We start from the raw sequence: 25,611 nt of genomic DNA, 5'->3' as shown, positions 1-25,611 counted from the left end.
TCAAATATAAAGCGTCCAAGTCTTTAAAAACAAGTACTTTTTATTCAATCTTATAGACTATTTTACCATTTTCTCTAACATTTTACGAACATGCTTCATCCCGCTCATACTTTCAAATACCATTTGAATCACTCCGGCTTTATCAATTAAATAAGTGACTCTTCCCGGCAATAACCCAAAAAATTTGGAAGGCACGCCAAAAAGTTTTCTAACAGACTGATCTGTATCCGACAATAAAATAAAAGGCAAATTATATTTTTGAGAAAAATCACGATGCGAAGCCACATCATCCGAAGAAATTCCAATTACGGCAATATCTAAATTTAAAAATTCAGAATAATTATCCCGAAAACCGCAAGCCTGAGCGGTACATTGAGGCGTATCATCTTTAGGGTAAAAATAAATAATTGCTGCTTTTTGACCAATAACTGACCGACTGTCAAACAAGTTTCCCGCAGCATCTTTAGCTGTAAAACCCGGAATGTGATCTCCTTCTTTTAAAGCCATCACAATCCTTTGTAGGTTACAAAATTTCGGGGAGTCTCATAAAGAACGACTTCTAATTCAAATTTAGATTCAATTCTTTTTCTGATTTTATTCCAAATTACGATAGCAATATTTTCGGCCGTTGGATTCAGATTCTCAAATTCAGGCACATCCAAATTCAGGTTTTTATGATCAAAAGCATCTTCTATTTCTATTTTGATAATATCTGCTAAAATTTTAGCATCCATCACAAAACCGGTTTCCGGATCAACAGCTCCGGTAACACTCACCACCAACTCATAGTTATGACCGTGAAAATTAGGATTATTGCATTTTCCAAATACAGCATCATTTTGCTCAAACGTCCAGTCTTTTCGATACAAACGATGAGCAGCATTAAAATGGGCTTTTCTACTAATAGTTACTTTCATAATCCTGTTTTAAAACCAATTTCAAACTTTATGTTCTTCCAAATAATGATAAAATTCTTCAAAAATAATCTTAAACCAAACCGTATAAAGCTCCGGATGAACCGAAATATCTTCTTTCACAGCCTCAATATCCATCCATTTCCAGGCTTCTACCTCCTCAGGATTAATTACCGGATTTTCATTGTAATACCCAATCATCACATGATCCAGTTCATGCTCGGTCAATCCGTTATCAAAAGGAGCTTTGTAAATAAAATGAAACAATTCTTTTAATTCGGTCTGAAACCCCATTTCTTCCTTCAGCCTACGATTTCCTGCCTGAAGATTGCTTTCACCTTCACGCTGATGACTACAACAGGTATTAGTCCACAACAATGGAGAATGGTATTTATGATGTGCCCGTTGTTGCAACATCAATTGATTCTTTTCATTTAAAATAAAAACCGAAAAGGCACGGTGTAATACCGCTTTTTCATGAGCTTCTAATTTTGGCATTAACCCAATTGGCTCATCTTTTTCATTAACCAGTATTACGTTTTCTTCTGTCATATTCTTTTATAGCTAGACAAAAATACAAAAAAGATAAGGAAACAAACAGCCTTTAACGTTCTCTTTCGAATTAATAAACGAAACCAAAAACCAAATGACAATCTTAAACGTATATGGTAATCAAACGTTAAACAACACCTAAATAGCCGTTAAATTACAGAGTTCACATCATTTTTAGCCAATTTGCTCGTTATCTTTGTATTAACACTAAACTTCAAAAACAAAAACATAATTATGAAAACGAACATCTTTATTAATACGTTCTTTTTCTTACCGTTTTTCATTGTTACCGCCTGCGGACAAAACAAAAAATTACCGGAAGAGAAAGCTGTCATCACGAACAAGCAAATCAACAAACCGGGAAATCCTTATTATTCCAATTCCGACACCACCAAACTTAATTTAACGGACGCCGAATGGAAAAAAGTACTTCCCGAAGACGTTTATCTAGTCATGCGCGAAGCTGAAACCGAAAGAGCTTTTACCGGAAAATATTGGAATACCGATGAAAAAGGAACCTATTATTGCGCTGCCTGTGGCAATAAATTATTCCGTTCTACAGCTAAATTTTCCAGCAGTTGCGGCTGGCCAAGTTTCTTTGAACAGGAAAACAAAAAAAGCATCATTTTTAAAAACGATTTCTCTTATAATATGGAACGAATTGAAGCACTTTGCGGCAGATGTGGCGGACATTTAGGTCATCTTTTTGACGACGGCCCTCCTCCTACCGGAAAAAGATATTGCATGAATTCCATTGCGCTTGATTTTGTTCCGGATAACCAATAAATCAATCAAATCCACATGAAAAAGTCTTTTTTAATTATTTTACTGATCTCACTAAGTGCTTTCAGCCAAAAAAAACCGGCAGCAAATTCTAATCTCGAAACCATAACATTAGGAGGAGGCTGCTACTGGTGTATTGAAGCCATTTTTGAAAATTTGGTCGGAGTAAAAACAGTAATTTCCGGATTTTCGGGAGGAACAGTAAAAAATCCGAGTTACGAAGCAGTTTGCACCGGAAAAACCGGTCACGCCGAAGTAGTACAAATTACTTATGATAAAACGAAAACTAATCTGGATGAAATTCTGAAAGTATTTTTTACCGTTCACGACCCTACTACTTTAAATCGTCAGGGAGCCGATGTAGGCACTCAATACCGTTCAGTTATTTTTTACAGCAATGATTCCCAACGAAAAGCTGCTCAGGAAATCATTAACGAATTAAATAAAAATAAAGTTTACAACAGTCCAATAGTCACAAAAGTTGAGCCTTTTAAAAACTTCTATGAAGCCGAAGATTACCATCAGGATTATTACGAATACAATAAAAACAAACCGTATTGCCGACTGGTCATCCAACCCAAACTGGAAAAATTTGAAAAGGTTTTTAAAGACCGTTTGAAAAAGAAATAACAAATAGAAAACAGACACAAATTTCACAAATCAACACAGATTCATAAACTTTAAATTACGTAAACTTTATGCCTAAATATCACTGATTCGCTAGATTAAAACGAAACATTAGTGTAAATCAATGTAATTCGTGTCTAAAAACACAGAACCTCGAATTAAGTTACAATTCGAGGTTTTTTATTTAAAGCTTCACCAATTTTCAAAGCACATTTTTCACCGTCAATCGCAGCCGAAATAATACCTCCCGCATAACCGGCTCCTTCTCCGCATGGATACAAACCTTTTATTTGCAAATGCTCTAATGTAATTCCGTCTCTTGGAATACGCACCGGCGAAGAAGTTCGGGATTCCGGTGCATGCAAAATTGCTTCATTAGTGAGATAACCTTTCATCGACTTTCCAAATTCCGTAAATCCCTGACGCATAATTTGCGTTAAAAAACCCGGAAAAACCTGTCCCAGTTCTACCGAAGCAGTCCCAGGAACATAAGAAGTTTTTGGAATTTCTTTAGATACTTTAGACTGTGTAAAATCAATCATTTTTTGAGCAGGAACTTTCTGTGTTTCCCCTGCCAAATGCCAGGCTTTTTGCTCGATGCTTTTCTGAAACTCCATTCCAGCCAATGCACCAAACTTCGCAAAAGGCTTAAAATCTTCCAGTTTCAATTCGACCACAATTCCGGAATTAGCCGTTGCCTGATCTCTTTTAGACGGTGACCAACCATTCGTAACCACTTCTCCCGGACTGGTGGCGCAAGGCGCAATAACACCTCCGGGACACATACAAAAAGAATACATTCCTCTTCCTCCTACCTGTTTCACGATACTGTAAGGCGCAGGTGGCAGCAATTCACCTCGAAAATCACAACTATATTGAATACTGTCAATTAATGTCTGCGGATGCTCGGCACGAACACCCAATGCAAAAGGTTTGGCTTCAATCAGTATTTTTTTTCGATCTAATAATTCAAAAATATCTCTGGCTGAATGTCCGGTAGCCAAAATCAGTTTGTTAGCTAAAATTTTATCACCGTTTTGAGTTACCACTCCTTCCACTTCATTATTCTTCACCAAAATATCCGTCACCCGGGTTTCAAACAAAACCTGACCGCCACATTCTTTAATTTTTTCACGAATGTCTTCGATAATTTTTGGTAATTTATTAGTCCCAATATGCGGATGCGCTTCTACCAAAATATCCGGAGTAGCACCAAAAGCTACCAATAATTCCAATATTCGATTCACATCGCCACGTTTTTTAGAACGGGTATATAATTTTCCATCCGAATAAGTTCCGGCACCTCCTTCTCCAAAACAATAATTAGAATCCTCATTTACAATATGATCCCGATTAATCGCTTTCAAATCCCGGCGGCGACCTCTTACCTCTTTCCCCCTTTCAATTACTATAGGCTTCAAGCCTAATTCTATTAACTGCAAAGCAGCAAAAAGACCCGCAGGTCCTGCTCCTACTACAATTACCTCCTGTTCATTCGATACATTAGGATAATCCGGAAGTTGAGAAATCTGCTCCTGAAAAGCTTCGCCTTGTAAATAAATAAGAACTTTCAAATTAATTTTAATCGCTTTTTGACGGGCGTCAATAGAGCGCTTCAAAATAACAACATGTTGAATTTCGGAAACAGCTACTTTTATTTGTTTGGACAAATACTCTCTCAACAAAGATTCATTGGCAGCAATTTCCGGACTTAGCTGAAGTAAAAGTTCTTTGGGCATAATGACTGAATTATTCTGTTAGCTTTTCTATTTATGAAATGAGCATAAACTTAAATTAATTTGTAATCACCAATACAGTTTATGCGAATTACATATGTCCGATAAAAAACAATAAATATCAGCATATGAAAAGAAGCTGCAAAAATACTATTTTGAAATGACATTCCAAGACGGTTCACTCCCGAAGCATTGGTAACATCCAAACTCATAAGCAGATTATTCATTTTCAAAAGAGACTTTGTACCTTTGTGATTCAAAATCTTTGCAACTTTAAAAAAATGTCCAGAAAAATAAAATTGATATGGGATTTTCGAGGTCCTGCTTCCGCCAAAACCGCCGAACATCACGAAATTCACCTAAAAGAATATATTGCAATTGAAAAACTTCCGTTGAACATCACCGGATTTGAAATTTATGACGAAATGTACGCCATAGCTTTTATGGTTGTCACGGATGAAAATATGATTCAGGTAAGGGATGCATTAAAACCGCATCGAGGGGAACTTTTTACAGAATAGAGCGCAGATTTTAGAAGGCAGAGCTCAGAAAACAGAAGGCAGAAACAAAAAAAGATTTCAGATTAACACTTTATAAAAAGAATCAATCTGAAATCTAAAGTCTTAAGTCTGCAATCTAAAATCTAATTCGCTACTTCGCTGATGAATTTAATACGCATCAATCGTAACTCATCAATATCGTAATCGCCATCAAATTCTTTTAAAGCTTCTTCAATTTTATCTGTGGCTGATTCCATAAAATAATCGTGAATTTCTTCCTGCTGATCTTCGTCCAGCATATCGTCAATCCAATATTTGATATTGAGCTTGGTTCCGGAATACACAATCTGCTCCATTTCTTTAATCAAAGCATCCATCGTCATACCTTTGGCTTTAGCTATATCATCCAAAGGCAGTTTTCTGTCAATATTCTGAATAATATACAATTTATTCGCCGAATTGGTTCCTGTGGATTTCACTACCAAATCATCCGGTCGAATAATATCATTATCCTCAACATATCTATTAATCAAAGCCACAAATTCCCCTCCGTACTTTTTAGCCTTTCCTTCTCCCACACCATGAATATTGGTTAATTCAGCTAATGTTACCGGATATTTCAACGCCATATCCTCCAAAGAAGGTTCCTGAAAAACCACAAACGGAGGAACACCTAATTTCTTAGCAACTTTTTTACGCAAATCACGCAACATTTCCATCAAAGCTTCATCGGCAGTTCCTCCGGACTTAGAAGCTGCTACCACTGTTTCATCGTCAGCGTCGGTATATTCATGATCTTCAGACATCATAAAAGAGGTAGGATTTTCGATAAAATCCAATCCTTTTTGGGTGATTTTTACAATTCCATAGGTTTCAATATCTTTTGACAAATAGCCTTCAACCAAAATTTGTCTCAACAAAGCCATCCAATATTTTTCGTCATGTTCGGCTCCACAACCAAAAAAAGATTGTGAATCCGTACGATGTGCTTTAATTACAGCGTTTACACGACCTATTAAAGTAAAAACAATTTCTTTGGACTTGTATAAATGTTTCGTATCCCGAACAACTTCCAAAAGTTTTACCACTTCATTTTTGGCTTCTACTTTGGTTTTAGGATTTTTTACATTGTCGTCCATATCGCCCCCTTCTCCTGTTTCGCTGTCAAATTCTTCACCAAAATAATGGAGTAAAAATTTTCTTCTGGACATCGAAGTTTCGGCATAAGCCACCACTTCCTGCAACAAGGCAAAACCAATTTCCTGTTCGGCAACTGGTTTTCCCGACATGAATTTCTCTAATTTTTCTACGTCTTTATAGGAATAATAAGCCAAACAATGTCCTTCACCTCCATCACGGCCGGCACGACCGGTTTCCTGATAATAACTTTCGAGAGATTTTGGAATATCATGGTGAATTACAAAACGCACATCGGGTTTGTCAATTCCCATTCCAAAAGCAATGGTTGCCACCACCACTTCTACATCTTCCATCAAAAACATATCCTGATGTTTGGCTCTGGTTTTAGCATCCAATCCGGCATGATACGGAACAGCACTGATTCCGTTTACTTTCAAAACCTCGGCAATCGCTTCTACCTTTTTACGGCTTAAACAATAAATAACACCTGATTTCCCTTTATGCTGACGAATAAAACGGATAATATCCGATTCAACATTCTTGGTTTTAGTACGTACTTCGTAAAACAAATTAGGTCTGTTAAAAGAAGCCTTGAAAGTAACCGCATTGGCCATATCCAAATTTTTCAAAATATCCTCCTGAACTTTTGGAGTAGCCGTCGCTGTAAGTCCAATCACCGGCACATCCCCAATTTGTTTGATGATATTTTTCAGATTTCGGTATTCGGGTCTGAAATCATGCCCCCATTCCGAGATACAGTGTGCTTCGTCAATAGCCACAAAAGAAATAGGGACACTTTTTAAAAAAGTCACATTTTCTTCTTTTGTTAAAGACTCGGGAGCAACATACAATAATTTAGTTAATCCGGAAGTAATATCTTTTTTTACCTGAGCAATTTCCGTTTTGGTAAGTGAAGAATTTAAAACATGAGCGATGCCATTCTCTGAAGACAAACTCCTTATTGCATCAACCTGATTTTTCATTAAGGCAATTAATGGAGAAACTACTACCGCAGTTCCTTCCTGAATTAAAGCAGGCAGCTGATAACACAACGATTTCCCTCCACCTGTGGGCATGATAACAAAAGTATTTTGTTTTTTGAGAAGGCTTGTCACCACCTGCTCCTGTAACCCCTTAAATTGACTAAAGCCGAAATATTTCTTTAATTCTTTATGGATATCAATTTCGTTTGAATTCATTCTTTATTATCTGGTATTTTGTATAAATTTGCATCACATAAAGATACAAATTTCTTTTTCACACACAAATTTTAAACATTCTGTTTTGACATCCAAAGAAAATATATTGGCCATTGCCAAAAAAACCATATTATCTGAAAGTGAAGCAATTGTAAAATTAATCGATTACTTAGATGAAAATTTTTCAAAAGCTGTAGAAATAATCTTTCAATCAAAAGGTCGCTTAGTTGTTACCGGCATTGGAAAAAGCGCTATTATCGGTCAAAAAATGGTAGCTACTTTTAACTCCACAGGAACTCCATCCATGTTTTTGCATGCTGCCGAAGCCATTCACGGAGATTTAGGAATGATTCAGGAAAACGATGTAATTATTTGCATTTCTAAAAGCGGAAACAGTCCTGAAATCAAAGCACTCATTCCGTTATTAAAAAGAGACGGAAATCCACTCATTGGAATCAGCGGCAACAGTAATTCGGCTCTCGCAAAAGGTTCCGATTTCGTTCTAAACACTACTGTTGACATGGAAGCCTGCCCCATTAATTTGGCTCCTACCAACAGCACCACAGCCCAATTGGTCATGGGCGATGCTTTAGCAGTTTGTTTAATGGAAATGCGCGATTTCAAACCGGAAGATTTTGCCAAATACCATCCGGGAGGGGCTTTAGGAAAAAAATTACTGCTAAAAGTAAAAGATTTAATCGAACACAATCAGAAACCAATAGTAACTCCGGACACTCCGGTAAAAAAAGTTATTTTCGAAATTTCCGAAAAAAGACTCGGTGTTACTGCCGTAATTGAAAATGATACCGTAACAGGAATCATTACCGATGGTGACATTCGTAGAATGCTCAACGATACCGATAATTTTACCGATTTGACCGCTAAAGACATCATGAGCCGAAACCCAAAATCAACTTCATCAGAAACGATGGCGATTGATGCTTTGCAAATTTTGGAAAACCATTCCATAACCCAACTTATTGTAATTGACAACGGAGTATATAAAGGCGTTTTACACCTACACGATATACTAAAAGAAGGAATCCTATAATGGCAAAAAAAAATGTAAACGAAATGTCGTTTTTAGACCATCTGGAAGATTTAAGATGGTTATTAGTTCGAAGTACTGTTGCTATACTTATCATGTCAGTTTTCGCTTATTTGATTAGCGATTATTTATTTGACACGGTTATTTTTGGCCCAACAAGACCAAGCTTTTTCACCTATGTTTATTTTTGTGAATTATCACACAGCTTAGGTTTTGCCGACAGCATTTGCATTACCGAAATGCCTTTTATCATTCAAAATACCGAAATGGAAGGTCAGGTCAATGTTTTCATCTGGATGTGTATCCTTTTTGGTTTCATCCTCGCTTTCCCCTATATTTTATGGGAAATCTGGAAATTTATCAGTCCGGCACTTTATAATAACGAAAAAAAGAATGCTAAAATTTTCATCTTTTTTTCATCGTTATTATTCTTTTTAGGAGTTGTTTTTGGGTATTTTGTGGTTATCCCAATGTCGGTTAATTTCGTAGCTACTTTTACCATTAGCCCAACAGTAATCAACCAATTCACCCTGGATTCCTATATGGGAATGGTAAAAACCTCCATGATTGCCAGCGGATTATTTTTTGAATTACCAATAATTATTTATTTCTTAAGCAAATTAGGATTAGTAACTCCTGATTTCTTAAGAAAATATAGAAAATATGCCATCGTAATCGTTTTGATTGTAGCTGCTATTGTGACTCCGCCAGACGTAGTAAGTCAAACCATTGTAGCGATACCAATGTTATTAATTTACGAAGCCAGTATTTTTATTTCTGTTTTTGTTTCTAAAAAAGAAAAGAATAATTAATTGTTAATATCGCTATTTGTTTATTGGGTTATTCGTTAATTTGTCGAAGAAACAGCTATACACTGAGTCAAAAACCAACACAAGATGATTTTAAGAGCCGATAATTTAGTAAAAACATACAAAGGAAGAAGTGTTGTAAAAGGCATTTCGGTAGAAGTAAATCAGGGAGAAATCGTGGGATTACTCGGACCAAACGGAGCCGGAAAAACCACCTCTTTTTATATGATTGTGGGATTGGTAAAACCTAATGCCGGAAACATTCATCTTGATGATACTGACATTACGCATTTCCCGATGTACAAAAGAGCACAACAGGGAATTGGTTATCTGGCTCAGGAAGCTTCGGTTTTTAGAAAATTAAGTATCGAAGACAACATTTTAAGTGTTTTGCAATTGACCAAACTTTCCAAAGAAGCCCAAATTGCCAAAATGGAAAGCCTGATTGCCGAATTCAGTTTGGAACACATTCGTACTAACCGTGGCGATTTATTATCCGGAGGAGAACGCCGTCGTACAGAAATTGCACGCTGTCTGGCAACGGATCCAAAATTCATTCTGTTAGACGAACCTTTTGCAGGAGTTGACCCGGTTGCTGTTGAGGATATCCAACGAATTGTTGCACAGTTAAAAAACAAAAATATCGGAATCCTGATTACCGACCACAATGTTCAGGAAACATTGGCTATTACTGATAAAACCTACCTGATGTTTGAAGGTGGAATCCTAAAAGCGGGAAAACCGGAAGAATTAGTTGAAGACGAAATGGTAAGAAGAGTGTATCTGGGACAAAATTTCGAATTAAGAAAAAAGAAATTAGAGTTTTAAGAAAAAAATTACGTTATTTGAGTAAATCATTTTAAACTAATATTTGTAAAAATGGAAGATCCAAATAACCCAAGCAAAGAAATCTTAGATAGATGGTCTAAAGATCCGAACAATTGGATTTGGGGAATGTTTTATTACAACCCAAAAGACAAACGTATTTTTCCTCCTAAGAAAAAAGAATGGATGGGTTGGACTGTTAATTTTGCCAACAGAAAATCAGTACTATTTTTTATAGGTATGTTATTATTTTTCGCCCTAGTTACTTTCACTATCTTAAGAAAACACTAATTATTCTTTGGTGATAAATTGCAACTGTTCTAAATCTCCGTTAAAAATATTCACATCTACGTTCCCTTTTATTCCTGAAACAGAGGCTTTTTCGGTAAATTGCCAAAAGAGCCAATCTTCCTCCATTTTTTCGCGGTAAAAATTATAATTGGCTATCCAAAACAAATAATCGGAGAATTCTTTTTTGAGAAAATCATCATAATAACGTTCTCCGGTATAAATAATCGGTTTGACTTTGTAATGCGCTTCTATTTTGGTCAGCCAACGTCTTAATCCTAATTTCAATCGTTCCATAGATTGATTTTCAGGCAAACGTTCAATATCCAAAACCGGTGGCAAATCACCTTTTTCTAAACGAACGGTTTTGATAAAAAGCTCTGCCTGTTCCAGCGAATTTTCATTAGGTCGGTAATAATGATAAGCACCGCGAATCAGCTTGTTTTCTTTGGCCTGAAGCCAATTTTCTTCAAATCGTTTGTCTAATCGGTCGTTTCCAACTGTGGCGCGAATAAAAACAAAAGACAATTGATAATCGTCATCCAAGGTTTTTACCTCATCCCAATCGATTTCGTCCTGATATTCCGAAACATCAATCCCAATGGCTTTGGATTCGTTCTTTTCTAAGACCTGATAATTACGAACATCCGAAAGTCGTTTTTCCTTCGCTTCCTTATCCAGAGTCTTATTGGTTTTAAAACTAAAATAATAAGCCAAACCATTTCGATAATGATAAATAATTCCAAAACCCAATAACAACAGCAAGGCTACTGTCAGGAACTGAATTGCCTTTTTTCGTAGTACCGAAGTTTTCTTTTTAGACTTTCGGGAAGGAGCGGTTCTTCGTCGGTTATTTTGTTTTGCCATCCAGAGAAAACCTATTATTCAATACCGACAATAACACATAACTGATAATCACCAAAGGAACACCCGCATATTGAAAAAACAATACCAATAAAACAGACAGAGTGATAAAAGCAATTTGCAGCCAATTATCTTTCAAAGTAAACTTCTTAATTTTTAAAGAAAACAAAGGAATTTCGGCATTTAAAATAAAAGCACTAAAAGCCGTAATCAGCAACAAAACCCATTGATTAGTCAGTAATTCTAAAATAAACAAGGAATCCGAATATTTAAGCACCAAAGGCAAACTTAACATAAACAGGGAATTTGCCGGAGTAGGCAATCCTATAAATGATTCGGACTGACGGGTATCTATATTAAAAAAAGCCAAACGATAGCAGGAACCCATTGTAATGATAAAACCTAAAAAAGGGAAAAACATACAATCGCATATTTCGTGCTGACTGTTTAACAACAAATAATACATCACATAACCCGGAACAACACCGCTGGTTACCATATCGGCCAGTGAGTCCAATTGTAATCCTAATTCACCGGTAACCTTGAACATTCGCGCAAAAAAGCCATCAAAAAAATCAAAGAAAATCCCTAATGCCACAAATAAAAAAGCAATTTCAAAATCCTGATTACTCACAAAAACCAACGCTATACAACCACAAAAAAGATTAAGTAATGTAATACTGTTAGGAACGTGTTTTTTGATATTCATTGCTGTTTATTTTAAAAGGATAGTACGCAAATTTAATACAATTAATCCATGCAAACACTTTCTCTGAAACAGATTATCAACAGAAATTTCACAAAGAATATTTAAATCCGAAAGGAAATAAGCTCGCTAAAAAATGATACTTTTGAAAAAATAACGAAAACCATTAATTATGATGAATATTTTGATTTCCAAAAAAACAATATTTCTGCTATTCTTTCTTAGTTTTTTTAATGCTTTTTGGGGACAAAATATCCAATTATCCAAAGACGCTACCGTTAGCGTAATCACTTGCGGACTGGGGAATGAATCCTATTCGCTATTTGGACATACCGCCATCCGAATTAAAGACGAAGCGAATTTTGTAGATGCCGTTTACAATTACGGCGCTTTTGATTTTAACACACCTAATTTCGTTCCCAAGTTTGCCAAAGGAGATTTACAGTATTTTGCAGTTGTGCATCCTTTTACTGATTTTATCAGTCAGTACACTTATGAAAACCGTTCGGTTGATGAACAGGAATTAAATATCCCATTAGCATTAAAACAAAAACTTTTTGAAAATTTAAATACCTCACTGGCTTCCGGCGACAGTCATTATACTTATAAATTTATTGATAAAAATTGTACTTCTATGGCTATAGATATTATCAACAAGACTTTAGGAAGTACCGTAATTACTAAAAAAACAGACACTAATTTAAGCTACAGAAGTATTTTATATCCTTATTTTAACCATCATTTTTATGAAAAACTGGGTACCAGCATCATCTTTGGTTCTAAAGTAGATCAATTAGGTACAAAACTCTTTTTGCCATTGGAATTACAAAAAAGCTTAAAACTGATTCAGTATAAAAACCAGCCTCTGGCTCCTAAAAACGTAACACTTTTACACTTTGAAGAATCGCATCCAAGCTCCTGGTGGAACAATATTTATTCGTACTTAATTCTTATAGCGCTATTCGTTATTTGGAACAAAAAAAGCATACATCTTGCTTATTTTATCTTAATGGGAATACTTGGTTTATTCTTTCTTTTTATGGGATTTTATTCAAACCATTTAGAATTAGCCAACAATTACAACGTACTGTTATTCAATCCGGCCTTATTAATTTTAGTATTCTTTTACAGTAAACAGAACAAATTATGGACGTACCGATTAGCTTTGTTCAACCTCTTTTCACTACTGATTTATCTGGTGTTCCTATTCAACAAAGCCCATTTATTAATCGTTTTGCCTTTAATAGTCACTTCGGTATATTTCTTAGTTCAAATAACACTCAAAAACAAAAAAGCAATTCCGATTATTATTTAAAAAGCTACTGTCCGCGGTAAAATAAAATGGTGGTTATGGTTTTTAAGGCAATATTAAAATCGAGGTAAAAACTTCGGTGTTTGATATAATACAAATCGTATTGGAGTTTAATCAGACTGTCTTCCAGACTTTCTCCGTAAGAATAATTTACCTGCGCCCAGCCGGTAAGTCCGGGCTTAATGATATGACGGGTTTCATAAAAAGGCATTCTTTCGGCAATTTCTTTAACCACAAAAGGTCTTTCGGGACGGGGCCCAATAACCGCCATGTCCCCTTTTAGAATATTAACAAACTGAGGAAATTCATCCATTCGGGTTTTGCGCATAAAGCGTCCAAAAGCAGTTACTCTCGCATCATCAGGAGCTGCAAAAACAGCTTGGTCTGCTTCCGAATTTTCCAACATGGTTCGGAATTTCAAAATATTAAAAACTACTCCGTCTTTTCCTATTCGTTCCTGTGTATAAAACAAAGATCCTTTGTTCGCAAAACTATTCATAACAAACACAAAAGGAATCAGTAATGCCGTAAGAAGCAAACCGACGAAACAAAGAATTATTTCAAGGATTCGGATTATGGACAAATACAAACGGTTTTGGTTACTGCGACTAAAAGGGAAAAACCGATAAAAATCACGCCCGATGTATTGCACAGGAATTCGCTGGGTTTTAGACTCATACACCTGCGAATATTCCCTGATAAGTCTTCCGGATTCCAGTAATTTTAATAATTGCTGGTACAATTCGGTAGTGATGCTTTCCGGATTTTGTGTGCCTACTACAATTTCAGTAATTTGTTTGGCATTCACATAGCGCATTAATTCTCCTGCATTTACACATTCAATACCTGGTTTTAAACGAACCGATTGGGCTACTTTGGCACAATCACTTACAAAAGCCACAATTTTATAATGCGGATCGATAGATTCTATTCCTGAAACCAAGTCTTCAACTTGCTCGGCATCACAAATCAACAAGGCATTTTGATAAAATCTTTTAGAGGCCAGAAAACGTACATAAAACAACCTCCATAAAATAAGCGACAGAAAGATAACTGTAAAAAAGGCTAAAATTTGCAAGCGGTTAGCCGGCAACGGAGGCGAATAAACTGGGGTTAAAAAATAAGTAACCGTAGTGGTAGTAACCGTTAATATGGTGCTTCGGATTAACTGAAATTCGGTACTGGCGACTTGAAGATTGTAAAATTCAAAAACGGCCCCTATTAATTTTAAATAGACCAATAAAAGCAACAGATGTACTCCGTTAGACACTGCCAATGTTAAATATTCCAATCTGAAGAAATTCCCGGTAACATTGAGAGCCAAAAGCACACAAATAACATCCACAAAATGCAGCATCATTTTTCTTTCGGAGAGTTCAAAATGAATTTTATCGGTTGTCATTGGAGGGCTGTTTAAAAGCAATATTACAATTTATTCGATAATTTCTACATGGAAAAAATAGAAATCAGGAACAAGTTTGCAAACTATTTCCAATTGTTAAAATTTATTCTTTAAAAGGATTAAATTTCTGTTGAAACGCCCTCTTTTGCTGTTTCAGCTGCCGAAAAATGAACTGTGAGTAACGTAAGCGCGTACACAAAAGCCGGAGCTGCAATTCGCATCGCGGCATGATTAATTGTTAACAACCAAAAGACATAAAAGGAAAAAAAATAGATATTTTGATACTGAACCAAAAAGAGCATCAGCGGGGTGAGTACTAAAATCAACAACATCAATACTCCAAACAGACCGTGTTCGGCCAGCAAACGTGTAATTTCATTATGCGAAGCCACTTCCTGTCCCAGCATTTGCTCGCGATAGGATTTTCCTAAACCTATTCCCACACCCATCACAGGGTTTTCCTGAAAAAGAGCTATTTCGGTTCCCATTATTTGTTCACGTCCTCCTAAGCGATCTGCTTTTACACGTCCGGCTGCATTTTGATTAGCATATCTTTTGGTAATTAAACCACTGGTTTGCACCACCGAATAACTCCAAATTCCCAAAGCCAGCAAACTGCTAAAAATCATAATCCATTGTACTTTTCTTTTTCCGGAATTGTTGCTAAACAAATAAGCCGCTAAAAGCAATAAAACAATCATTGCAAAACCGGTAATTACCCCTCCTCTGGAAAAAGTAACAATAGCACGATAGGCCGCTACAACAAAAAGAAAGCCATTCAGCAGCAGCATTCTTTTGGACTTGGACATAAAAACCAACTGAGCAAAAAACACAAACATTCCCAGCCCTAAAACGGTAGCTACCTGATTAGGTCCATAGCCTCCGGAAGTAGCAAAATTTGACTGAGTTCCGGTTACCACATCCCGTACAGAGGGATTGTACAACAACAGATAAACCAGAGTAGCTATCACAGGCAATCCTAAAAGGACTACTATATTTTGCAACTGACCAAAACTTATTTTTCTCTGGTAACAATACAAAGCACTCAGTCCCAAACAAACCGGTCCGGAGATATTAAATGTAATGGCTTTTCGAATTTCCAAATCGAGATCCTGACTGCTCATAGTAACCAGCATTCCGGGAATCAGGAATAAGAAGTAAAACCAATAAACAATGCTGTTTTTAGAAAAACCACTCAGAACAAAACCCAATAACATTAGTAAAGAAACTACCGTCTTGACATACTCATTGTTCAGATTACCGCCGGTCATTCTTAAAAAAACTTCTGCCCCAACCAGATAAGCCGACACATAAAGCACTTCATTGTTTTGGTTGTTTTTCGATATAATATAATAACCTCCTAAAACAGCAATCAGCAAGGCGTAAATTTTAGACAAAAAAGGAATAAAAAAAATAGCAAATGCAATCCCGACATGCAGGAATATTAAATTGATATAATTGATTTCAGACTTATTCATTTATAATATCATTATACATTCTAAATAATCTTTTTTTTATTCCCTCAGAAGAATACTTTTCCAATATATCTTTCTTCAAATTCAAACCTATTTTTTCTTGTAACTCAGAATTAAAAACTAATTTTAAAAATTGTTGCTCCAATGCTTTTTGATCATAAGGATTAAACAATAATCCATTTTGTCCTTCTTTAATTATTTCAGAACAAAATCCAGCATCCGTACATATTGTTGCTAAACCGGCATATCCATATTCTAATAAACTAACCGGAAACCCTTCATATTCAGAAGCCAAAACCCCCACATTTGCCTGTGCTAAAATAAAAGACACATCTTCTTTTGAATCATACAGAAAAACACTTTCTTCTAAATTATTTTCATTAATAAATGACTTTAAAGTATCGGAATAACTATCCTCGTATATTTTACCCACAAAATGCAATGAGCATCCTGCATCCTTCAGATTACTCGCAGCAAATGCTTTAAGTATCATAATATGATTCTTAGGTTTCTTTAAATTTGCAACACAAACAATTCTTTTTCCTTCCTGACCTTTTAAATAAGTTTCTCCATTAAGCAAATCATTTTCCATTAAAAAATTAGACATAAAGAAAACATTTTTTTTATTAAAATTCTTCTCTATCCATTTTTTCAATTCCTGATTTACAACAAAACATGCTGAGAAAAAGAAAGAACATACCCATAATGCAATGTTTTCACTTTTGCTTTCATGAATTCTATTCCCATAATGATCGTGCCAGATAATTTTTAGCTTGGGATAGCTGCATTTGACCAAAACGGCTAATAAGAAAGAAGAACTATGCGCCTGAACACACTGAATCCGGTGTTGTTTTATGAATTTCCGCAACTTGAAAACGGCACTAAAATCGAGGGTTCTTTTTTTATTTAAAAACAAATAGGCCACTTTGGGCGCTATTTTTGCTTTTAAAACTCCCTCTTTTCGGGTAGTAACCAATGCCGAAAAAGCTCCTTCTTCCGACAACATATTGGCATAATTAACTGCCATGCGCTCGGCTCCGCCTGCTTCTAAGGAATCAATTAGTTGTAGTATTCTCATTCTTGCAACAGCTTTTTTATTTCGGTTTCAAAATATTCTAAGGTATATTTTCGGGACCAATCGATGGCTTCTTTACTTCTCTTTTCAAACTGGTCTGGATTATTTATTAGCGTTGCGATTGTATCGCTATCTTTCCCTGTATCCATTTGCAACAAAATTCCGCGACGGTCGTAATCCAGCATTTCAGGTACGCAGGAAACAGCTGTTGCCAACGGCACGCAACCCCAGAACATGCCTTCGGCAATAGCTTTGGGCCAGCCCTCACTCTTAGAGGCTAAGATAACAAAATGGCTGTTTTGATAAGCCTTTTTAAGTATTTCCTGGTTTTGATTGCCATGCAATACCAGCTGATTTTTAAGCGCATTGATTTCCATATATTGTTCCAAAGAAGTTCTAAGCGGGCCTTCTCCATAGACATCTAATTGGACATCAAAACCTCTTTTTTGTAAAGCCTGCAGGAGTTGAACTGCATAAAGCGGTTGCTTCCCTGCTGTTAGTGTTCCTATAAAAAGTAACTTTATTTTTGTAGTCGAATTAATAGTTTTAACTATAGCCAGGGGCTCTTTTCCTGAATAAGAGGCGGTAAAAAAAGCTTTTATATTAGGCGATTGTTGCTCCCAATTCCCATATACCAATACCTGCATGTTGCGGGTTAAAAAGGGATTAGACAGTATCCATTTCTGCAAGCGGTAGGTCAAGGGCTGTTTTGATTGTGGATCCCAATTCCCAGCATATTTTGCTGTTTTAGGTTTTGAGGGGAAAAACAGCTGCATTACGCAAGCCAATAATCCTATGTTCCCCGGGCAACGCAAATGGATATGATCGGCCTGTTGCATGGCTTGCCATATAATCTGTGTATTTTTTAATACTTTAGTTATTGATACAAAAGTCTCTCTTCTATTTTTTATATTAAATTCGTAAAGAGGTACGACCTTTTTAACTGAGAAACTTATTGGATTAATTAACAATTTTTTGTCCTCATTCCATACCGGAGCACAAAATTGAATTTCATCAACATATTTAGCCCAAATTTGCATTTCACATTCATAAGGTGCGTACAAAAATAACTCCCCATTCAAATTGATGACCGGAGCAGATGAAAATACTATTAATTTCATAAATTAAATATAGCCATTTGATCCTTTTGTTGAAATTTTTACAGCAGGTACTCCCATAACAACGCTACCTGACTCTACATCTCTGGTAACTAAGGAACAGGCACTCACGATCACATTATCTCCTACACTAATATCCCCTGCAACAACACAATTAGCTCCCAAATACACATTATTCCCAATTTTAGGCACTCCTCTATTCTCATTTAAACCTGAGACACCAATTGTAACTCCCTGCGAGATATTACAATTATTTCCTATAATTACATTCGCATTAATTATAATACCTCCAAAATGACCAATATAAAAAGAATGCCCTATACTAGCCGAAGAAGGTATCGAAACACCAGTTAACAACTCAATTCCTTTTTGCCAAATCAGACAAAAAAACTGACATAAATGTTTTAAAACCGGAATTTTAAACTTAGAAACAAAATTAGCAACTCTATATTGCAATATTGCCCAAAAACCCTGAGTAAAAAAAAGTATAGAAATAAAATTCCCTCCATACTTTTTATATTTTTTATAATCAGATATTATTAATTGAAAAACTCCCATAGTAAAAATTCATATTACTAATTGGGGTAAATATAAGATTTCTAATTATAATTGCCTATCAAATTTCTCTAACAAAGTAGTTAGCTAGGTTGTGAAATATGTTTAGTGATAATTGAGTGTGTTTTAGTTTTGCACAGGTTTTCCTTCCCCCTGCCCTAAAGGGAGGGAAAAACTAGAGTGTTTGTTTCCCCCTCTAAACCTTTTCCGTTATGAGTTGTGGGTTATCGGCAGGTGGTAATTGAGGACTTAAAGATTTCATTTCATGTTTTACACACCCCTAACCCCTCTCAAGAGGGGAATGTGTCTGTACTAATTGAGAGCGTTTTGAATTTTCTTCACGATTGTAACACACCCTTAGCCCCTCTCGGAGAGGGGAATATGTGTAGTGGTAATTACAAAAATTCAAACTACATTCTTAGTTTTTACCAGAAATTATCTTGGAATAAAACTGTATGTTTTTTTGAATGAGTATTTTGACATTGAAGTTATTTAGTACCTCTTTTCTAGCTTTGATCCCTATTTGTCGGGCTTCAGATTTATGACTCAATGCCCATATTATTTTTTCGGCTATGGCTGACGGATTATTTGGATTACATAAGAATCCTGTTTTGCCATCCATGATAATTTCCGATCCCGGTCCTTTATTAGTGAATACTACTGCTTTTTGCATTGCCATCGCTTCTAATGCTACCAGACCAAAGGTTTCCATGTGGGAAGGAAATACACAAACAGCAGCTTTGGCATAAACTTCGGTAATTTCAGTAAAGGGGATTGCACCATGAAAATGAATGTCTTTTGCTGTTTTTCCTAATTGTGGTAATTCTGTTTCTTTCAACATCTGAATATAGGAACTTCCATCGGGAAAAAGCCAATCCCGTCCATAGATTTCAAGAGTGGTTTTGGGAATTTCGTTTTTCACTAATGGGAAAGACTGAATCAACTGACGGACTCCTTTTTTTTCACAAACTGTACCTACAAAAACAATTTTATTTTCCAATTCTGACACTACTTTATCTATTGGTCTAAAAAAATCAGTATCAACAGGATTATTCAGGTATACTATTGGCTTGTTATGGTAACTTAAATATTTTTCAGTATGTGTTTTTACATATTGAGAAACGGCAATAAAGGCATCGGCTTTTTGAAAAGAGCGTTTTTCCTGAAATCCTTTCCATGTATTAATTCCTCTATTCTCGGCTTCTGCAAAAAAATGATGTCCGCCATGCAATCGGATGATATACTTAATATTCTTTACTTTTTTTATAAAAGCCAGACTTAACTCTGCTCCCTCCGCAATATCAATGGGTTGCTGTTTGTGAATTGTTGCTATTTTTCTGTTAATTGCTTTTGAATTGAAAAACCAGGCTAATCCTTTTACTTTGCTTTTTTTTAACCGATATACATTTACACCATCCAGAAGTTGATGTTCATCATTTGGGGTATAATTTAATCCAACTACCGACACTTCAATCCCCTGTTGTACTAATGTCCTCCCCAAGGTTTGAACAAAACTGCCTATGCCTCCGTGCGGGAAGCCTTTTTTAGGATATTCATTGGTCAAAAAACAAATGTGCATATTGAGTTAGTTATAAGCTGTTGTGGAAATTATTAAAATCGTCTTTTCGAGTTTTTTTGCCTAATGAAACGGAACAAAACTTCTCGATACGCTTCGCTACTCGAAGTGACGGATATCGAAAACCGTTTTTAATGAAATTTTTCTTGTTTTCGATACGATTTTCTTCCCGAAGTTTCGGGAGAAAATCACTCGAACTGACGAAAATTTGTTATCAAAAACTAATTTTACCCAACTGGTTTAATTATAATATTTGTCTAATTTTTTGAGAAGCTTCCTTATAGTTTCCTATTACGACTTTTTCCCATTGCAACATAGCTTCCTTATTGTAATTCATATTCACCAGTTTTTGAATGATTTCTTCTTTTGCATTGAGCCATATTACAGCCTCTTTATCCGGCATTGATTTAAAATGCTGGTATTGGTAAATGGTTTTAACTGACCAATCTTTAACTGTTTTATTTTGCTGATCATAATTAATAAATATACAGGGTTTGTTATAAACCGCAAAATCAAATGCCATTGTTGACCCCACATTAACCACTACATCAGCATAATATACTGTACTTACTAATAGTTTCACATCCTCTCGGGAAGGGTAAACTGCATTCCAGTCTTTTGATGTGTTGCAATACCATAAAGGAGGTGCTTCTTTAATCAGCTCTTTATATTCTGCTACAACAGCATCAAATCTACCTGAAAAATCTACCGGGCATCTTCTTAACAAAATCTGATATTCATTCTGTAAATTGGCTTTTATTAATTCATCAGCCATATCTTTTAGATACAAAGGGTCGTCCGGTGAGGTTTTGGTATCATCACCCGAAAAACAAATGATTTTTTTTGTCGGATCTAAATTGTATTTTTCGTAAAACCATTTCTTCTCTATAATATTTGTTTTATCAGCATAAAATTCAAATTGGGGCGTTCCTGTAATGTGAACTTTTTCGGCAGCAATTTCAGGATAATAAAAATGTAATTCTTCCTTCATATATTTTGACCAAACCAAATAATTATCGGCTCTTAAAGCCAAACGTGCCTTAGGTAAATTGTCCCAGGAAAAAATAACTGTTGTGGTTTTAATTCCTAAATCAGCAGCCGCAGCAAATATTGTTGCCGCTTTTAAGGCTCTTTGATGTGAGCAAAAAACAATTTTAGGTTGGATTTCTTTTAAAATAGCTTTTACCTCATCATAAAAAGGATTTTTTCGGATGGCTGCCTGATAAGCCTTTTCTAACTTTAAAATAGCGGCGTATTTTGTAAAAAAAGGGGCTATGCATTCAATTGTTTTGTAAAATAGTTTTTTAGAAATTGTTTTTTGATTCCTATTCCAATTGTTTAATAGCGTTGGATTATTGACCTTTGACTTATTATAATATAATCTTGAGAGACAAATTAATTCTCTTAAAAATTTTTCTTTCAGAGATTCTTTGTATTTAGGAATACTTATTTCCGTATCCATTGAAGTCTCTTTTTTTATAGTAGAAATTGTCTCGGGGTCGAAATTGTGGAACAAAATTAAATCATGGCTCTTTTTCTGAAAAACATCCGAATAAAGATAATTTCTAACCCCTACACCATCAGGAAATAATAATAAAATCTTGGTTTTCTCCATTTAAAAGTTGTGAGTTGTGAGTCCCGATAGCTATCGGAATGAATTGTGACCTCTAATCCTTCGTCGAGCCCAGGACAGGCTTAGCTCAGGACAGGATCGTTTTTATGGCTCATATTATCACTGCAAGTTAATGTTTTTTTCTCTTTTAAATTTATTCTATTCCGGGTTATGGGTCCCGATGGCTATCGGACATTTTCCGCCTCATTTACATTTAGCAAAAGACACTACCATTGACATTTTCTAAAAGTAAGCAATATTTGTCCTCAAGAATTTTCTTTTTTGCTTGATCAAAAAAGAAACAAAAAAATCAAGTCTCTGCATCCTCGTCGGTTAAATTTATTTTCGAATGCTAAAAGAAAAGAACTCGTCCTTCGTCCTCAAACAGCTTTTCTTTTTACGCATTCTTCAAATATTTGACGCTCGACTGCGGATGCTAAGGACATTTAATTTTCGTAAACAACAATGATTTAGTTTACAATTCAAAAACTCAAAACTTTAAAACGTCAGTTTATTCGATACCTTTTTGTAAAAAAAATCATTGATAATCCTTTCTGTAAATAACCTCGCCCCTTCATTGTTCATGTGGCCGCAGGAGGAGAAGTATTTGTCTTCTACAACTACATTTTCATAATTGTGAATTTCAGGGTAGGCTTTTTTTACCTTATCAAAATAATTGATTCCTTTGGTGTTTTCACACATGGGAGTCATTACCGCTATAAAGTTAATTTTATTGACTTTGCAAATTGCTTTTATATCTTCGTAATACTTATTTTTTAAAGGTTTTAAGCTACTAATATCATTTTTCATGCTGCCTTTTTTATTTTGTTTCAGCGCATGAAATCCTCCTTTGTCCAAGACATTAGTTGGTTGCTTCGATAGTGTTTTATAAAATTCTCTGAAACCGATTAATTCATCAAAATTGACATAGCGATAAAAAGGGATATAATACAGGCTATTAAAATCGGGTTCTTTGAAGAAATGTTCTTTAATAATTTCAGAACGGTGTATATAGGGTAAAAATTTAGCCGCCACCGTTTCGGAACGTTTTTCACTGGACAAATTTAAATCGGCTTCCAGAATGACTGTTTTGATTTTATAATGGCGTTCCATCATTAGTTTCAGCAGTAAATCGGCTTCGAATAAATGTCCGCCACTGATGCCATAGTTAAAGGTTTTCAGGCCTTTTTGTTCGAACATTTCGGAAACAAAATGGTTGTTGGCACGGGAAGAGCCCAAAATTACGACGTCGTAATTTCTATTTTCGGAATTATAGACATCCTCTATTTTGTTTCGGTTATTCGAATGTGCATATACGGTGGTATAGGCATAGTCCAACAGTACTGCTAAAAACAGGATGATGACTATGGTTTTGATTGTGAAAAGTATGAATTGTTTCATTTTAATTTTAACTTTATTACTTATAAGAAAACCAACTACTTCTTATCGGAAATACTTTATGTGATTCCTATCTTTAAACCTATTATTCAAAAATTCAAATTCGGGATTAAAAGAACGAATTAATTCGATTTTTTTTGTTCTATTCCATCCTTTTAACTCTTTTTCTCTTGCAATAGCTTGCTGTACCCAAGTAAATTTTTCATAATACACCAAAAATTCAACACTATATTTAGATGCGAAGGTTTTTTTGTTTTCAATTATATTATCATGATGTTGTTGCAACCTTATTCTCAAATTATTTGTCATACCTATATAAAAAGTACTTCTATAATTATTTGTAATTATATAGACATAATAAGTATGGTATCCCTCATTTAATTCATACATAATTTTATTCTTATCTTTTACAAAACATTACTTTGTGCAATTATTACATATTTAAAAGTTCTCTTTACAGACTTACTTTATGTGATCTTTCCTGCGTCAAGATGACAAAACTGTGTGTTATTCTATTTTTTTCTTAAACAATAATTATTAAAACTGAAAATAAATAAATTCTTTATAGTCCGAATACGTACCTAATGTAATAATTGCTGCTAAGCAAAGGGCTAGTTTTACAGTTTGGTATTTGCCGGAAATAGGTTCTTCTTTGGTGCGATGGTTCCATTCGACAGCTATAAAAGCTACGAGCATTAATACTAATTCGTAATTGTAGCGCTCATTGGCTAAGTATTGAGAGGAAAAAATTCCATTGGTCAACATTTTTTTCAAATACAAAAAAGCATCGGTAATGGTATTGGCTCTGAAAAATACCCAGGCCAGGCAGCTCAGCGCAAAAGTGAGCAGGATGTTAGCCACTACTTTTACAGAATTCCAACTTTTGTCCAGCTCCACAATTTCGATATTGTTTCGATTGGATTTTCGCAATAACAAGGGCAGGAAATACAAGGCATTGATAAATCCCCAAACGACATAGGTCCAATTGGCGCCATGCCAAAATCCGCTGACTAAAAAGATGATAAAGGTATTTCGGATTTTCATCCAGAGTCCGCCCTTGCTGCCTCCGAGGGGAATGTACAAATAATCGCGAAACCAGGAAGAAAGAGAAATGTGCCAACGACGCCAGAACTCGGCAATGTCTCTGGAGAAATAGGGATAGTTGAAATTTCGCAGCAACTCTAAGCCGAACAATTTAGACATCCCCAAAGCCATATCGGAATAGCCGGAGAAGTCTCCGTAAATTTGGAACGCAAAATACGCCGCTCCCAAAATGAGTGAACCGGAATTCATTGACGGATAATGGTCGAAAATGGCATTGGCATAGGTAGCACAGGTATCGGCAATCACGACTTTTTTGACTAATCCCCATAGCATTTGGTAGATTCCGGCCTTGGCCTGTTCGAAGTTAAAGCTTCTTTTTTCTTTTAATTCGGGCAACAAATGCGTGGCTCTTTCGATAGGTCCGGCGACCAACAGCGGAAAATAACTCACAAAGAGTGAATAATCGACAAAGTTGTATTCGGCTTTGATTCTTTTGTAATAAATATCAATAACATAGGACAGGCCGTGAAACGTATAAAACGAAATTCCCACGGGAAGCACGACTTCCAACAAAAAAGGGGAGGTTTTCAGTCCGAAGCCATTCGCTAATTCGGCAAAAGAACTTGCGAAAAAATTGTAGTATTTGAACATGCCCAGAAATCCCAGATTGACTCCGATACTAAGCCAAAACCAGAATTTACGTCCGCTTTCTGTCCGGCTTTTTTCAATGCGGATTCCGGTATAATAATCCAGAAAGGTTGAAAAAACTAATAGAAACAAAAAACGCCAGTCCCAACAGGAATAGAAATAATAGCTAGCAATAATTAACAGGCTGTTTTGGGTAGTTTTGTTTTTATTGAACACGAACCAATACAGCACAAAAACTATTGGGAGGAAAATGGCAAAAGTTAGGGAGTTGAAAAACATTTTAGTAGTGAATGGTGAATAGTGAGTTGTGAGCTGTGAGCTGTGAGCTGTGAGCTGTGAGCTGTGAGCTGTGAGCTGTGAGCTGTGAGCTGTGAGCTGTGAGCTGTGAGCTGTGAGCTGTGAGCT

At 35.6% G+C, this 25,611-nt stretch carries 26 protein-coding genes; 8 read left to right on the top strand and 18 right to left on the bottom strand.

Annotated elements, in window-relative coordinates; genetic code table 11:
- Positions 1 to 57: 57 nt before the first annotated feature.
- Genes B6A10_RS14910 through idi form a run of 3 tightly spaced genes read right to left on the bottom strand, consistent with a single transcriptional unit; the run spans position 58 to position 1,466 of the window.
- The gene (locus tag B6A10_RS14910) at positions 58 to 507 is read right to left on the bottom strand and encodes a peroxiredoxin (protein WP_188221493.1); all 450 of its coding nucleotides are present in this window, start codon (positions 505 to 507) and stop codon (positions 58 to 60) included.
- On the bottom strand, positions 507 to 917 hold the full coding sequence (locus B6A10_RS14905; RefSeq protein WP_055093027.1) for a 6-pyruvoyl trahydropterin synthase family protein: 411 nt from the start codon (positions 915 to 917) through the stop codon (positions 507 to 509). Before B6A10_RS14905 ends, B6A10_RS14910 begins: the two co-directional genes overlap by 1 nt.
- A 21-nt stretch (positions 918 to 938) precedes the next feature.
- Complete coding sequence (gene idi / locus B6A10_RS14900) at positions 939 to 1,466, bottom strand: isopentenyl-diphosphate Delta-isomerase (RefSeq protein WP_188221492.1); 528 nt, start codon at positions 1,464 to 1,466, stop codon at positions 939 to 941.
- Positions 1,467 to 1,700: 234 nt separating this feature from the next.
- Here idi and msrB point away from each other — a divergent pair, with 234 nt between their 5' ends.
- Both msrB and msrA read left to right on the top strand, forming a co-directional pair.
- Positions 1,701 to 2,252, top strand: coding sequence for a peptide-methionine (R)-S-oxide reductase MsrB (gene msrB, locus B6A10_RS14895; RefSeq protein ID WP_188221491.1), 552 nt, complete (start codon positions 1,701 to 1,703; stop codon positions 2,250 to 2,252).
- A gap of 15 nt (positions 2,253 to 2,267) precedes the next feature.
- Positions 2,268 to 2,879, top strand: coding sequence for a peptide-methionine (S)-S-oxide reductase MsrA (gene msrA / locus B6A10_RS14890; RefSeq protein WP_188221490.1), 612 nt, complete (start codon positions 2,268 to 2,270; stop codon positions 2,877 to 2,879).
- Between the two features lie 155 nt (positions 2,880 to 3,034).
- On the opposite strand, the gene B6A10_RS14885 is transcribed toward msrA, so the two are convergent.
- Together B6A10_RS14885 and B6A10_RS14880 are read right to left on the bottom strand one after the other, a co-directional pair.
- A complete protein-coding gene (locus B6A10_RS14885) occupies positions 3,035 to 4,615 on the bottom strand; it encodes an NAD(P)/FAD-dependent oxidoreductase (RefSeq protein WP_188221489.1) in 1,581 nt (526 codons plus the stop codon).
- Positions 4,616 to 4,665: 50 nt separating this feature from the next.
- The gene (locus B6A10_RS14880) at positions 4,666 to 4,839 is read right to left on the bottom strand and encodes a hypothetical protein (protein WP_188221488.1); all 174 of its coding nucleotides are present in this window, start codon (positions 4,837 to 4,839) and stop codon (positions 4,666 to 4,668) included.
- 54 nt (positions 4,840 to 4,893) lie between these two features.
- Between B6A10_RS14880 and B6A10_RS14875 the strand changes: the two genes are divergently transcribed.
- Complete coding sequence (locus B6A10_RS14875) at positions 4,894 to 5,133, top strand: hypothetical protein (protein WP_188221487.1); 240 nt, start codon at positions 4,894 to 4,896, stop codon at positions 5,131 to 5,133.
- A 122-nt stretch (positions 5,134 to 5,255) separates the two neighbouring features.
- Here the strand turns inward: B6A10_RS14875 and B6A10_RS14870 are convergent, their stop codons facing one another.
- A complete protein-coding gene (locus B6A10_RS14870; RefSeq protein ID WP_188221486.1) occupies positions 5,256 to 7,451 on the bottom strand; it encodes a RecQ family ATP-dependent DNA helicase in 2,196 nt (731 codons plus the stop codon).
- A gap of 85 nt (positions 7,452 to 7,536) precedes the next feature.
- Between B6A10_RS14870 and B6A10_RS14865 the strand changes: the two genes are divergently transcribed.
- From B6A10_RS14865 to B6A10_RS14850, 4 genes are all read left to right on the top strand, one after another.
- Positions 7,537 to 8,502: a KpsF/GutQ family sugar-phosphate isomerase gene (locus B6A10_RS14865; protein WP_188221485.1), complete on the top strand. Its 966-nt coding sequence runs from the start codon at positions 7,537 to 7,539 to the stop codon at positions 8,500 to 8,502.
- A complete protein-coding gene (gene tatC / locus B6A10_RS14860) occupies positions 8,502 to 9,311 on the top strand; it encodes a twin-arginine translocase subunit TatC (protein WP_188221484.1) in 810 nt (269 codons plus the stop codon). The genes B6A10_RS14865 and tatC overlap by 1 nt, the downstream gene beginning before the upstream one ends.
- Positions 9,312 to 9,395: 84 nt before the next feature.
- Positions 9,396 to 10,136, top strand: a complete 741-nt coding sequence (gene lptB / locus B6A10_RS14855; RefSeq protein WP_026714591.1) for an LPS export ABC transporter ATP-binding protein — start codon at positions 9,396 to 9,398, stop codon at positions 10,134 to 10,136.
- A 51-nt stretch (positions 10,137 to 10,187) separates the two neighbouring features.
- Complete coding sequence (locus B6A10_RS14850) at positions 10,188 to 10,424, top strand: DUF5808 domain-containing protein (RefSeq protein ID WP_188221483.1); 237 nt, start codon at positions 10,188 to 10,190, stop codon at positions 10,422 to 10,424.
- Here B6A10_RS14850 and B6A10_RS14845 read toward each other — a convergent pair whose 3' ends face one another.
- Positions 10,425 to 11,288: a glycoside hydrolase family 25 protein gene (locus B6A10_RS14845; protein ID WP_188221482.1), complete on the bottom strand. Its 864-nt coding sequence runs from the start codon at positions 11,286 to 11,288 to the stop codon at positions 10,425 to 10,427.
- Positions 11,272 to 11,994, bottom strand: coding sequence for a CDP-alcohol phosphatidyltransferase family protein (locus tag B6A10_RS14840; RefSeq protein ID WP_188221481.1), 723 nt, complete (start codon positions 11,992 to 11,994; stop codon positions 11,272 to 11,274). The genes B6A10_RS14845 and B6A10_RS14840 overlap by 17 nt, the downstream gene beginning before the upstream one ends.
- 169 nt (positions 11,995 to 12,163) lie before the next feature.
- Between B6A10_RS14840 and B6A10_RS14835 the strand changes: the two genes are divergently transcribed.
- Complete coding sequence (locus B6A10_RS14835; RefSeq protein WP_238929422.1) at positions 12,164 to 13,306, top strand: lipoprotein N-acyltransferase Lnb domain-containing protein; 1,143 nt, start codon at positions 12,164 to 12,166, stop codon at positions 13,304 to 13,306.
- Positions 13,307 to 13,310: 4 nt separating this feature from the next.
- Here the strand turns inward: B6A10_RS14835 and B6A10_RS14830 are convergent, their stop codons facing one another.
- The 10 genes from B6A10_RS14830 to B6A10_RS14785 all read right to left on the bottom strand — a co-directional run bounded on the left by B6A10_RS14830 (position 13,311) and on the right by B6A10_RS14785 (position 25,485).
- Positions 13,311 to 14,705, bottom strand: coding sequence for an exopolysaccharide biosynthesis polyprenyl glycosylphosphotransferase (locus B6A10_RS14830; protein WP_238929421.1), 1,395 nt, complete (start codon positions 14,703 to 14,705; stop codon positions 13,311 to 13,313).
- Positions 14,706 to 14,824: 119 nt separating this feature from the next.
- Positions 14,825 to 16,183 carry an O-antigen ligase family protein gene (locus B6A10_RS14825; protein ID WP_188221480.1) on the bottom strand — a complete coding sequence of 453 codons (1,359 nt, stop codon included), beginning with the start codon at positions 16,181 to 16,183 and terminating at the stop codon, positions 14,825 to 14,827.
- On the bottom strand, positions 16,176 to 17,258 hold the full coding sequence (locus B6A10_RS14820) for a glycosyltransferase (RefSeq protein WP_188221479.1): 1,083 nt from the start codon (positions 17,256 to 17,258) through the stop codon (positions 16,176 to 16,178). Before B6A10_RS14820 ends, B6A10_RS14825 begins: the two co-directional genes overlap by 8 nt.
- A complete protein-coding gene (locus B6A10_RS14815; protein ID WP_188221478.1) occupies positions 17,255 to 18,376 on the bottom strand; it encodes a glycosyltransferase family 4 protein in 1,122 nt (373 codons plus the stop codon). The genes B6A10_RS14820 and B6A10_RS14815 overlap by 4 nt, the downstream gene beginning before the upstream one ends.
- Positions 18,377 to 18,379: 3 nt before the next feature.
- The gene (locus B6A10_RS14810) at positions 18,380 to 18,931 is read right to left on the bottom strand and encodes a serine O-acetyltransferase (RefSeq protein ID WP_188221477.1); all 552 of its coding nucleotides are present in this window, start codon (positions 18,929 to 18,931) and stop codon (positions 18,380 to 18,382) included.
- A gap of 415 nt (positions 18,932 to 19,346) precedes the next feature.
- On the bottom strand, positions 19,347 to 20,507 hold the full coding sequence (locus B6A10_RS14805) for a glycosyltransferase family 4 protein (RefSeq protein ID WP_188221476.1): 1,161 nt from the start codon (positions 20,505 to 20,507) through the stop codon (positions 19,347 to 19,349).
- Positions 20,508 to 20,748: 241 nt separating this feature from the next.
- The gene (locus B6A10_RS14800) at positions 20,749 to 21,966 is read right to left on the bottom strand and encodes a UDP-glycosyltransferase (protein ID WP_188221475.1); all 1,218 of its coding nucleotides are present in this window, start codon (positions 21,964 to 21,966) and stop codon (positions 20,749 to 20,751) included.
- Between the two features lie 648 nt (positions 21,967 to 22,614).
- Entirely contained in the window at positions 22,615 to 23,517 is a 903-nt protein-coding gene (locus B6A10_RS14795; RefSeq protein ID WP_188221474.1) for a hypothetical protein, read from the bottom strand.
- A gap of 42 nt (positions 23,518 to 23,559) precedes the next feature.
- Positions 23,560 to 23,904, bottom strand: a complete 345-nt coding sequence (locus B6A10_RS14790) for a GIY-YIG nuclease family protein (RefSeq protein ID WP_188221473.1) — start codon at positions 23,902 to 23,904, stop codon at positions 23,560 to 23,562.
- A gap of 147 nt (positions 23,905 to 24,051) precedes the next feature.
- A complete protein-coding gene (locus B6A10_RS14785) occupies positions 24,052 to 25,485 on the bottom strand; it encodes an MBOAT family O-acyltransferase (RefSeq protein WP_188221472.1) in 1,434 nt (477 codons plus the stop codon).
- Positions 25,486 to 25,611: the final 126 nt, after the last annotated feature.

This window comes from Flavobacterium pokkalii (genome assembly GCF_014596575.1).
In the GTDB taxonomy this organism is placed as follows: Bacteria; Bacteroidota; Bacteroidia; order Flavobacteriales; family Flavobacteriaceae; genus Flavobacterium; species Flavobacterium pokkalii.
Note: the sequence above shows the minus strand (reverse complement) of the source record. Positions and strands in the feature narration are given on the sequence as shown.